The organism is Kitasatospora sp. NPDC092039 (genome assembly GCF_044756065.1).
In the GTDB taxonomy this organism is placed as follows: domain Bacteria; phylum Actinomycetota; class Actinomycetes; order Streptomycetales; family Streptomycetaceae; genus Kitasatospora.
The window spans coordinates 266,185-276,873 of record NZ_JBIVSD010000007.1; the positions used below are offsets into that span (position 1 = coordinate 266,185).

Below are 10,689 nucleotides of genomic sequence, written 5' to 3' on the forward strand. Positions count from 1 at the left end.
TTACCGCAGGGTAGGGGACCGGCGCCGCCTTATGCAACTAGTTGCATAAGGCTGGCCAGGGTCGCCGGGAGCGCCCGCCGGATGGCTCGAACCCGGCGCCGGGGCGCGGCCGGCGGCGTATCGTCGTGTCCCGGACCGCGCGGGGGGCAACGCGCAGGACGTGGGCTCGGGAGAGGAGCGACCGTGCGGGGTGGCTCGGTGGCCGTGGTCGGGGGCAGCATCGCCGGGAGCGCCTTCGCCGGCGCCGCCGCCCGGCTCGGCGCGGAACGGGTGGTGGTGCTGGAACGCAGCCCCGGCCACCTGGAGGACCGCGGCGTGGGGCTGTGCACCCACGACGACCGCTTCGACGAACTGGTCCGGGCCGGGCACCTGGACGCGGGCACCCGGCGCCACCGCCTCACCGTCCGCCGCTGGGTCACCCGGGGCGCGGCCGGCGAGGGCGACGGGCCGGACGGCTGCGGGCGGCTGCTCTGGGCCCAGCCCTTCCCGTTCCACTCCCACCACTGGGGCGTGCTCTGGCAGGCGCTGCGCGAACGGACGCCCGAGCGGGTCGAGTTCCGGCTGGGCGCCACGGTGACGGCCGTCGGCAACGGGCCGGGCGGAGGCAGCGGGCCGGGCATCGGCAATGGACGGGACGGAGACGACGGGCCGGGCGGCGGTGGCGGATCGAACGGCGGCGACGGGTCTCACGGCGCCTGGGTCGAAGCGGGGAGCGGCCGCGAGGAGTACGACCTGGTGATCGGCGCCGACGGCTACCGCTCGGTGGTGCGCGCCGCCGTCTGCCCGCAGGCCGAGCCCGAGTACGCCGGGTACGTGTGCTGGCGCGGCAGCTACGACGCCGCCCTGCTGGCCGAACTGCCCGGCGGCGCCGCGCCCTGGCCGGAGGAGCACTGCATCACCGCCTGCTACCCCGGCGGCCAGACGGTGATCTACCGCATCCCCGGGGTCGAGCCCGGCCGCACCCAGGTGAACTGGGTCTTCTACGCCCCCACCCCCGACTGGCTGCGGCTGGACGGCCCGACCAGCATCCCGGCGGGCAGCCTCACCGACGCGCGGCTGGACGAGCTGCGGCAGCTCGCCGAACGGCACCTGCCGCCGTACTGGGCCGGGCTGGTCACGCTCACCCCGCGCGAACGGACCTTCCTGCAGCCGATCTACGACCTGGCGGCCCCGCGCCGCACGGCCGGCCGGCTGCTGATCGGCGGAGACGCGGCCACCGTGGTGCGCCCGCACAACACCAGCGGCGCGGTGAAGGCGATGCAGGATGCCCACGCCTTCGAGCTGGCGGGACGGGACGCCGGCTCCTGGCCCGGCCTGCTGGCCGCTTACGACCGCGAACGCACCGCGACCGGTCGGGAGTTGGTGGAACTGGGCCGCACCCTCGGGCGGGCCCAGGTCACCGCGGCGCCGGACTGGTCGGGGATGGACGAGCCGGCCATGACCGCCTGGTGGCGGCAACAGCTCACCGGCAGCGGGGGTTTCGGCGGCCACGCGCTCGGCCGGACCGGCTGAGCGGACGGCGTGACCGCCGAAATCCCGTCAATTCACGCGGCGGCAGCGGGTGTCGACCGCCACCGGCTGGACGGGGTCAGACGTTGACGCCGTAGTCGGTCGCGATGCCGCGCAGACCGGAGGCGTAACCCTGGCCGATGGCGCGGAACTTCCACTCGTTGCCGTTGCGGTACAGCTCGCCGAAGACCATCGCGGTCTCGGTCGAGGCGTCCTCGGTGAGGTCGTAGCGCGCGATCTCCACGCCGTTGGCCTGGTTGACGATCCGGATGAACGCGTTGCGCACCTGGCCGAAGCTCTGCAGCCGGGCGTCGGCGTCGTAGATCGACACCGGGAAGACCACCTTGGCCACGTCGACCGGGACGCGGTCCAGGTCGACCTTGATCTGCTCGTCGTCCCCGTCCCCGCCGCCGGTCAGGTTGTCGCCGCTGTGCTCGACCGAACCGTCGGGGCTGCGGAGGTTGTTGAAGAAGACGAAGTGCTGGTCCGAGACCACCTTGCCCAGCGCGTTGCACAGCAGCGCGCTGGCGTCCAGGTCGTAGTCGGCCCCGGTGGTGGTACGCACGTCCCAGCCGAGACCGACGATCACGGCGCTCAGACCGGGCGCCTCCTTGCTCAGCGAGACGTTCCCGCCCTTGGCCAGCGAAACTCCCACAATGCCCTCCTCGGATCTCTCCCTGTGGACGAATCTACAACACTGTAGAGATCACGAGAATCCGTCTGCGACCGGCCGCGCACCCTGCCGCGCCGCGCATGCCGAGCACCGTGACGACCGGGGACCCTAGACTGGCAGTGGATTTCCCCTCGTCGCAGGCCTGTCGCCGGAGGTCCCGATGCGCCAGCGGTACAGCTTCCACCTCGATCAGGGCGGGCACTCGGTGACCGTCAACGTGCGGTCCGGCTGGATCACCGAGACCGAGCTGCTGGTCGACGGCAAGGAGTGCGCCTTCCACCGGGTCCACGGGCACGGCGTCTACCCGCTGACCCTCGCCGCCCAGGTCGCCGAGGAGCCGCCGAAGCCGCTCGCGGTGCGGCTGGACCGCACGGGCCGGGCCGAGCACCCGCTCTCCTGCGTGCTGGAGCTGTCCGGCGCCGAGCACCCGATGCCGGAGCGCACGGCGCGCTGAAACCATCCGTTCGGGTGGGTTTGTTCACGCAGATCGGAAAGCCCCTTCCCGCGGAGCGCTCAGCCCTCCCAACCGCCCCCGAGGCACTCCGCGACGATCTCCTCGACCGCCTTCCGGGCCCGCTCGGCGTCCTCCGCGACCAGCCCGATCCTGGTGCGGCGGTCGAGCACGTCGGCGGCGTCCAGCGCGCCCTCGTGGCGGACGGCGTGGGCGACCTCGGCGCGGGTCACGTCCAGGCCCTCCGCGATCGGCGCCAACTCCCCGGCCGCCAGCACCTCGTGGGCCGCACCGCCGTGGCGGGCGAGCAGCGAGGCGGGCACCGGGCCGGCGGGCCCCGCCCCGGTCGGCAACGGGCGGCTGTCGCGGTGGCCGGGGGCGCCGATCAGCGGCAGCCGGGCGGTCCAGCAGGCGCGGGCGGGCAGGCCGCGCAGCCGGACGGCGGTGTCCACCGCGTCCTGGGCCATCCGGCGGTAGGTGGTGAGCTTGCCGCCGACCACGGTGATCACCCCGTCCGGGTTCTCCAGCACCGCGTGCTCGCGCGAGATGTCGGCGGTGCTGCCGTCCCCGGTGTCGATCAGCGGGCGCAGCCCGGCGTAGGCCCCGCGAACGTCCGCCCTGGTCAGGGCGGTGGCGAGGGCGGCGTTAACGGTGTCGAGGAGGAAGGCGAGCTCGGCCTCGGTGGGCTGCGGCTCGTCCGGGACCGGGCCCGGGGCGTCCTCGTCGGTCAGGCCGATCGCCACCCGGCCGAGCTGCTGCGGCAGGGCGAAGACGAACCGGCTGGTGGAGCCGGGCACCGGCACGGTGAGGGCGGCGGTGGGGTGGCCGAGGGCCGCCGCGTCCACCAGCAGGTGGGTGCCCCGGCTGGGCCGGAGCCTGATCGAGGTGTCCACCTCGCCCGCCCAGACGCCGGTGGCGTTGACCACCGCGCCGGCCCGGACGGCCAGTTCCCGCCCGCTCAGGGTGTCCACCAGCCGGGCCGAGGTGCCGGTGACCCGCTCGGCGCGAACCCTGGTCAGCACGCTCGCGCCGTACTGCGCGGCGGTCCGGGCCAGCGCGACCACCAGCCGGGCGTCGTCCACGAGTTGGCCGTCGTGGGCGACCAGCGCGCCGCGCAGCCCGTCGGTCCGTACGCCCGGCACCAGCCGGCGGGTCCGGTCGGCGTCGATCCGGCGCACCCGGGGCAGCAGGGCGCCCGGGGTGCCGGCCGTCAGGCGCAGCGCGTCGCCGGCGTGGAAGCCGGTGCGGATCAGCGCGGCCTGGCCCGGGCGCAGCAGACCCGGGATCAGCGGCACCAGTTGGGGCAGCGCCCGGATCAGGTGCGGGGCGGTGCGGGTCATCAGCACGTTGCGCTCGACGGCGCTCTCCCGGGCCACCTTGAGCTGCCCGGAGGCGAGGTAGCGCAGCCCGCCGTGCACCAGCTTGGAGCTCCAGCGGCTGGTGCCGAAGGCGAGGTCGCGGGCCTCGACCAGCACCGTGCGCAGGCCGCGCGAGGCCGCGTCCAGGGCCACTCCGGCGCCGGTGACGCCACCGCCGACGACCAGGAGGTCGATCCGGGCGTCGTCGCCGAGCGCGTGGAGTTCCAGCTCCCGGCGGACGGCGTCGAGCCGGCCGGTTCCTGCGTACGGTCCAGCGGACGGGCCCGGGTGCCGGTCGGCGTACGGCCCGGCGTGCGGGCCCGGGTACCGGTCGGCGTGCGGGCCTGGGGTGGGGGTCACGGCGCGAGGTATCCGTTCAGTGCTCTGGCCAGTTCGCGCCGCCAGGCCGCCTCGGGCAGCAGGGAGGCGACCATGCGGTGCGACTGGACGGTGGACTGGGCGATCAGCAGGACCATGGCGGCCAGTTCGAGCGGCTCGCCGGCCCGGATCGAGCCGTGCGCCTGGCCCTGCTCGATGCCGGTGCGCAGCGCCTCCAGCAGTCCGCGCTGGCTGGCGCCGAGCCGCTCGACGACGTACTCGAGCAGCAGGTCGGAGTCGTCGGAGCGCAGCAGCGCGCCGATCACCGGGTGGTCGCGCAGCCGGACGGCGATGTCGACGGTCCGCTCGACGAAGGCCTCCCGGTCGCGGCCGGCCTGCGCGGTGGCGGCCAGGGTGGCGAGGATCTCCCGGGTGAGCAGCGCGCCGATCACCGCCCGGACGTCGGGCCAGCGGCGGTAGACGGTCGGGCGGCTGACCCCGGCGCGGCGGGCGATCTCGGCGAGCTGGGTGCGGCGCACGCCGAGGTGGACGATCAGGTCGGCGGCGGCGTCCAGGATCGTGTCGTCGGTGCTGCGCGGCTCGGTGCCGCTGGGCTGATCGGCCGCACTCGACGGCTCGGCGTTACTACTTGACATGATGTGTGAAACTGTAACGCATGGCACCTGAGACGCAAGCGGAACCGGCCGGCGCCGCACTTCCGCTCCCCCCGATGAAGTGGGACGCCTGGGGCGACCCGACGCTCGCCAAGGAGCTGTCCGCCGACATCAAGGGTCTGCTCGCCGCCGCCCTCGGCGTCACCGGCGACGCCGCCCCCGGGCCGGGCGCCGACGAGGTCGTGCTGCACCCGTCCCGGATCTCCGCCGAGGACCTCAAGGCGCTCGCCGCCGCCGTCGGCGAGGCGCACGTCAGCGCCGCCGACGCCGACCGGCTGCCGCGCGCCGGCGGCAAGTCCACCCCCGACCTGCTGCGCCGCCGCAGCCGCGAACCCCAGGACGCGCCCGACGCCGTCGTGCTGCCCGGCAGCGAGCAGGAGGTCACCGCCGTCCTCGCGGTGTGCGCCGAACGCCGCATCGCCGTCGTCCCGTTCGGCGGCGGCACCAGCGTGGTCGGCGGCCTCGACCCCGAGCGCGGCGCCTTCCACGCCGTCGTCTCCCTCGACCTGCGCCGCTTCGACCGGCTGCTCGACCTGGACGAGACCTCCGGCGAGGCCGTCCTCGGCGCCGGCCTCACCGGCCCCGCCGCCGAACAGCTGCTCGCCGAGCGCGGCTGGGAACTCGGCCACTACCCGCAGAGCTTCCGCTACGCCACCATCGGCGGCTTCGCGGCCACCCGCTCCTCCGGCCAGGACTCCGCCGGGTACGGGCGCTTCGACGAGATGGTGCGCGGGCTGCGCGTCGTCACCCCCAGCGGGGTGCTCGACCTCGGCCGCGCCCCCGCCTCCGCCGCCGGCCCCGACCTGCGCCAGCTCTTCCTCGGCTCCGAGGGCACCCTCGGCGTGATCACCGCCGTCCGGCTGCGGGTCCACCCGCTGCCCGCCGTCAAGGCGTACGAGGCGTGGAGCTTCCCCGACTTCGCCACCGGCACCACCGCGCTGCGCGCCGTCGAGCAGCAGGGCACCGGCCCGACCGTGATCCGGCTCTCCGACGAGGCCGAGACCATGGTCAACCTGGCCATGACCGAGCAGATCGGCGGCGCCCCGGCGGTCACCGGCTGCCTGGCCGTCACCGTCTTCGAGGGCAGCGCGGCCCAGGTCGCCGCCCGGCAGCAGCTCACCCGCGACGCCCTGCTCGCCGCCGGCGGCACCTCGCTCGGCGAAGCCCCGGCCCGGGCCTGGGAGCACGGCCGGTTCAACGCCCCCTACCTGCGCGACTCGCTGCTCAGCGCGGGCGCGCTCTGCGAGACCCTGGAGACCGCGACCAGCTGGAGCCGGCTGCCCGCCCTGCGGGTCGCCGTCACCGAGGCGCTCGCCACGGCCCTGCCCGGCTCCCTCGTGCTCTGCCACGTCTCGCACGTCTACCCGACCGGCGCCTCGCTCTACTTCACCGTGGTCGCCGCCCTCGGCGAGGACCCGCTCACCCGCTGGGGCACCGCCAAGCGCGCCGCTGGGGACGCCATCCTCGGCGCCGGCGGCACCATCAGCCACCACCACGCCGTCGGCGCCGACCACCGGCCCTGGATGACCGACGAGGTCGGCGAGCTCGGCGTGCGCATCCTGCGCGCCGTCAAGGCCGAACTCGACCCGGCGGGCATCCTCAACCCCGGCAAGCTGATCCCGTGACCGGCGTGAGAACCGTCCGCAGGGTCGCCGTTCTCACCAACCCGGCGGCGGGCATCGGCCACGCCGAACCCGCCGCCCACCGGGCCACCGCCCGGCTGCGGGCCCTCGGCGTCCAGGTCGAACCGCACGCCGGCCGCTCCCCCGAGGACGCCGTCCGCCTCGCCCGCGAGGCCGCGGCCGACGGCGTGGACGCGGTGGCGGTGGTCGGCGGCGACGGCATGATCAACCTTGCCCTCCAGGCCCTCGCCGGCACCCCCGTCCCGCTCGGCGTGGTACCGGCCGGCACCGGCAACGACCACGCCCGCGAGTACGGGCTGCCGCTCGGCGCCCCCGAGGCCGCCGCCGACGTCATCGCCGCCGGGCGCACCCGAGGCGTCGACCTCGGCCGGATCACCGGCCCCGACGGCGCCGTCCGCTGGTACGGCTCCGTCCTCGCCACCGGCTTCGACTCCCTCGTCAGCGACCGCGCCAACCGGCTGCGCTGGCCGCGCGGCCGGATGCGCTACAACCTCGCCATCCTCGCCGAGTTCGCCAACCTGCGCCCGCTGCCGTTCCGGATCACCCTCGCCGACGGCACCGTCATCGAACGCGACCTCACCCTGGCCGCCGTCGGCAACACCCGCAGCTACGGCGGCGGCATGCTGATGTGCCCCGCCGCCCTCCCCGACGACGGGCTGCTCGACCTCACCCTGGTCGACGCCATGCCCCGGCTGCGCATCGCCCGCTTCTTCCCCACCCTCTTCAAGGGCACCCACGTGGGACACCCCGAGGTCACCACGCTGCGCACCGAGTCCCTGCGGATCGAGTCCCCCGGCATCACCGCCTACGCCGACGGGGAGTTCATCGCCTCCCTCCCGGTGGAGGTCGCGGTGGCGAAGGGCGCCCTGCGGATACTGGTGCCGTGAGGCGCCGCCGTCGCGGCCCGGCCGCGACGGCGGAGGTCCGCGCACTCCGGGGGGTGCGCGGACCTCGGAACAGGCGACCGGAAAAACCGGGTGCTTCGACGTCGGACGGTCGGGTAGCCTGCGGGCATGTCGAGCCCTGAGGCATCCAGGGTGGGGGCTTTCGGTCACGCGCCGTCAGCCCCCTGAAACCCGGTAACGCCGAACCACCGAGACCGAGCGAGCGCCACGCCTGCGCCGCCCGGGGGCTGCGCGTGCGGTGACGAGACGTCCCTTCCTCGTTCCCACCGCCTCCTCGGAGCCTCTCGATGCCCCTTCCGCTCTACCTGCTCGCCCTGGCCGTGTTCGCCATGGGCACCTCGGAGTTCATGCTCGCCGGACTGCTGCCCGGCCTCGCCGCCGACCTCGGCGTCACCGTCGGTACGGCCGGCGGGCTGACCTCGGCCTTCGCCGCCGGGATGGTGGTCGGCGCGCCGCTGACGGCCGCCCTCGCCCGCCGGCTGCCGGAGCGCGGCAGCCTGCTCGGGTTCGTCCTGGTCTTCGCGGCGGCGCACGCCGTCGGGGCCGTCACCGGGAGCTTCCCGGTGCTGTTCGCGACCCGGGTGGTGGCCGCGCTCGCCGATGCCGGGTTCCTGGCGGTGGCCCTGACCACCGCCGCGTCCCTCGTCCCGGCGGACCGGAAGGGACGGGCGCTCGCGGTCCTGCTGTCGGGGACGACGGTGGCCACGGTGGCCGGCGTCCCGGGCGGGGCGGTGCTGGGCGCGCTGTTCGGGTGGCGCGCCGCGTTCTGGGCCGTCGCGCTGCTCTGCCTGCCGGCCGCCGTCGGGATCGCCAAGGGCCTGCCGGCCGTCGCCGCTCCGGCCGACCGGCACTGCGCTCCGGCGCTGCGGACGGAGGTCGCGGAGCTGCGCCGCCCCCGGCTGCTCCGCGCGATGCTGCTCGCCGCGCTGGTGAACGCGGCGACCTTCGGCGGCTTCACCTTCCTCGCCCCCGTGGTGACCGGCCCCGCCGGGCTGGGCGAGCCGTGGGTGCCGGTCGCGCTGGTGCTGTTCGGCGCCGGGTCGTTCGCGGGGGTCACCGCCGCCGGACGGCTCGCGGACCGGCACCCGGGCCGGGTGCTCGCCGTCGGCGGCCCGCTGCTGCTGGCGGGCTGGCCCGCGCTGGCCGTCCTGGCGGACGCACCGGGCGCCCTGCTGCCGCTGGTGTTCCTGCTGGGCGCGCTGTCCTTCGCCGTCGGCGGCACGCTGATCACCCGGGTGCTGTACGAGGCCGCGGGCTCCCCCACCCTGGCGGGCGCCTACGCCACCGCCGCGCTCAACCTCGGTGCCACCGCGGGACCGCTGCTCGCCGCCGCCGCCCTCGGCACGGCGGCCGGCGGCCTCGGGCCGTTCTACGCCGGCGGCCTGCTGGTCGCAGCGGCGCTGCTGGTGGCGACGGTCCGGCCGCGGTTCGCCTGAACCACCCGCGTCGCACCACGGACGTCTGATCGCGGACGCCAGCGCGCGGGCGTCGGAAAACGGACGCCAGGGCCCGGGCGTCGGACCACGGCGGCCCCGGTTCACACCCCCGGGGCCGCCGTCACCCGCCCGTCCGCGATCGCCGCCACCAGTTCGCCGTGGTCGGCCTCCGTCCGGTCCGCGTAGCGCACGGCGAAGTCGGCGACCGCCTCGGCGAAGATGTCCGCGCCGCCCAGGTAGCCGGCGATGGCGAGGCGGTCGCCGGTGCGGGCGTGGGCGCGGGCGAGGGTGCGGCCGCAGAGGTCGGCGTAGGCGCGCAGGCCGGCGGGCCGGAGGTCGGCGATGTCCGTCGAGCCCTTCATGTCGCGCAGTTGGCGCCCGTAGAAGTGGCGCCCGGCGGGGCCGGTGGTCCAGCCGAGGAAGATGTCGCTGGCGGCCTGCATCAGGCGCTGCCCGGTGACGACCCGGCGACCGCCGTGGTGGGCGACCACCTCGGCGTCCGCCCGCAGCGCCGGCAGGTGTTCCTCCAGCACCGACCGGCCGGCCTCCTTGAGCTGGAGGAACAACGGGTCGCGGCCGTCCCGGCCCTCCAGCAGCACGACGAAGCAGCGGGTGCCGACGCTGCCCACGCCGACCACCTTGGTGGCCGCGTCGACGAAGCGGTAGCGGTCCAGCAGCACCCGGCGCTCCTCCGCGAGGGTCGACCGGTAGTCGCTGAACACCTTTCCGAGGTCGCGCAGTTCGGTCGGTTTCAGCGGTTCGATCAGCGGCGGCTCGCTGATGATCCGGCGCCGCCCGTCCCGTTCCTCGGTGAGCTTGTCGAAGGCCTGGAGGCTGGTGCGGCGCCGGGCGTGGGCGAGGTCGGCCTCGACCCGTGCGCGCCGCTTCGGCCCGCGCAGCACGGCCGGCAGGTCGGCGGTGTCCACCCGGGCGTACCAGACGTCGAGTTCGCCCATCCCGGCCAGTCGCCGCATGGCGCCCGCGTACCCGTGGACGGCGGCGAGCGCGGCCCGCCGTACCCGCCGTTCGTCCAGGCCGTTGTCCCGGGCGGCGACGGCGACGCTGGCGGCGAGCCGCTTGACGTCCCATTCGAAGGGGCCGGGGAAGGTCTCGTCGAAGTCGTTGACGTCGAAGAGCAGTGCCCGCTCCGGCGAGGCGTACACGCCGAAGTTCGACAGGTGGGCGTCGCCGCAGAGCTGGACGGTGAGCCCGGTCTCGGGGAGGGCGCCGAGGTCGGCCGCCAGGACGGCGGCGGCGCCGCGCAGGTAGGCGAACGGGCTCTCCGCCATCCGCCCGTAGCGGATCGGCAGCAGCCGGGCGACCCGGTCCTCGCCCTGCCGCTCCAGGACGCCGAGCGGGTCGGGCCGGTCGGCGGCGGGGATCCACCGGCCGTGGGCGGAGCGGGAGACGCGCTCCCGGGCGGCCCGACCGCGCCGGCGGCGTTCGGCGGGGGTGGTCATGCGGCGGCTCCGTCCGTCAGCGGGGTCCCCTTCCCGCGACGCTAGGACAGGAGGGCCGGAGGGCGCAGCGCGCGCCCTCCGGCCCTCCGCCGTCCGGGTGAAGCGGGCGGCCCTCACCGAGCGGCGGGCCCCCCCGCCCCGGGGGGGGCGCCCCCCCGGGGGGGGCCCCCCCCACCCCCCCCCGCCCCCCGGGGGCCCCCCCCGGCCCCCGCGAGGGGGGGGGGGGCCCGAAAGGGGGGCCGCGCCCCCGCCCCACCCGCCG

9 protein-coding genes are annotated in these 10,689 nt (G+C 76.0%); 5 read left to right on the top strand and 4 right to left on the bottom strand.

Translation table 11 applies throughout. The features are described from left to right. The first annotated feature begins 183 nt into the window (after positions 1–183). Positions 184–1,512, top strand: coding sequence for a monooxygenase (locus tag ACIQI7_RS16985; protein ID WP_401110274.1), 1,329 nt, complete (start codon positions 184–186; stop codon positions 1,510–1,512). A gap of 76 nt (positions 1,513–1,588) precedes the next feature. On the opposite strand, the gene ACIQI7_RS16990 is transcribed toward ACIQI7_RS16985, so the two are convergent. Beyond that, positions 1,589–2,164 carry a TerD family protein gene (locus ACIQI7_RS16990; RefSeq protein ID WP_387760860.1) on the bottom strand — a complete coding sequence of 192 codons (576 nt, stop codon included), beginning with the start codon at positions 2,162–2,164 and terminating at the stop codon, positions 1,589–1,591. A gap of 178 nt (positions 2,165–2,342) precedes the next feature. Between ACIQI7_RS16990 and ACIQI7_RS16995 the strand changes: the two genes are divergently transcribed. After that, positions 2,343–2,636, top strand: coding sequence for a hypothetical protein (locus tag ACIQI7_RS16995; RefSeq protein WP_387760859.1), 294 nt, complete (start codon positions 2,343–2,345; stop codon positions 2,634–2,636). A 59-nt stretch (positions 2,637–2,695) separates the two neighbouring features. On the opposite strand, the gene ACIQI7_RS17000 is transcribed toward ACIQI7_RS16995, so the two are convergent. Together ACIQI7_RS17000 and ACIQI7_RS17005 are read right to left on the bottom strand one after the other, a co-directional pair. Then, a complete protein-coding gene (locus ACIQI7_RS17000) occupies positions 2,696–4,219 on the bottom strand; it encodes a glycerol-3-phosphate dehydrogenase/oxidase (RefSeq protein WP_401110499.1) in 1,524 nt (507 codons plus the stop codon). Between the two features lie 128 nt (positions 4,220–4,347). Continuing rightward, positions 4,348–4,965 (bottom strand): TetR/AcrR family transcriptional regulator, encoded by a 618-nt coding sequence (locus tag ACIQI7_RS17005; protein WP_401110279.1) that lies wholly within the window; start codon positions 4,963–4,965, stop codon positions 4,348–4,350. Between the two features lie 74 nt (positions 4,966–5,039). On the opposite strand from ACIQI7_RS17005, the gene ACIQI7_RS17010 reads away from it, so the two are divergent. The 3 genes from ACIQI7_RS17010 to ACIQI7_RS17020 all read left to right on the top strand — a co-directional run bounded on the left by ACIQI7_RS17010 (position 5,040) and on the right by ACIQI7_RS17020 (position 8,967). Further along, positions 5,040–6,608, top strand: a complete 1,569-nt coding sequence (locus ACIQI7_RS17010; RefSeq protein ID WP_401110282.1) for an FAD-binding oxidoreductase — start codon at positions 5,040–5,042, stop codon at positions 6,606–6,608. Beyond that, positions 6,605–7,513, top strand: coding sequence for a diacylglycerol kinase (locus ACIQI7_RS17015; RefSeq protein WP_401110285.1), 909 nt, complete (start codon positions 6,605–6,607; stop codon positions 7,511–7,513). Before ACIQI7_RS17010 ends, ACIQI7_RS17015 begins: the two co-directional genes overlap by 4 nt. Positions 7,514–7,818: 305 nt before the next feature. Then, entirely contained in the window at positions 7,819–8,967 is a 1,149-nt protein-coding gene (locus tag ACIQI7_RS17020) for a Cmx/CmrA family chloramphenicol efflux MFS transporter (RefSeq protein ID WP_401110287.1), read from the top strand. A gap of 101 nt (positions 8,968–9,068) precedes the next feature. On the opposite strand, the gene ACIQI7_RS17025 is transcribed toward ACIQI7_RS17020, so the two are convergent. Next, positions 9,069–10,427: a DUF2252 domain-containing protein gene (locus tag ACIQI7_RS17025; RefSeq protein WP_401110289.1), complete on the bottom strand. Its 1,359-nt coding sequence runs from the start codon at positions 10,425–10,427 to the stop codon at positions 9,069–9,071. Positions 10,428–10,689 lie beyond the last annotated feature (262 nt).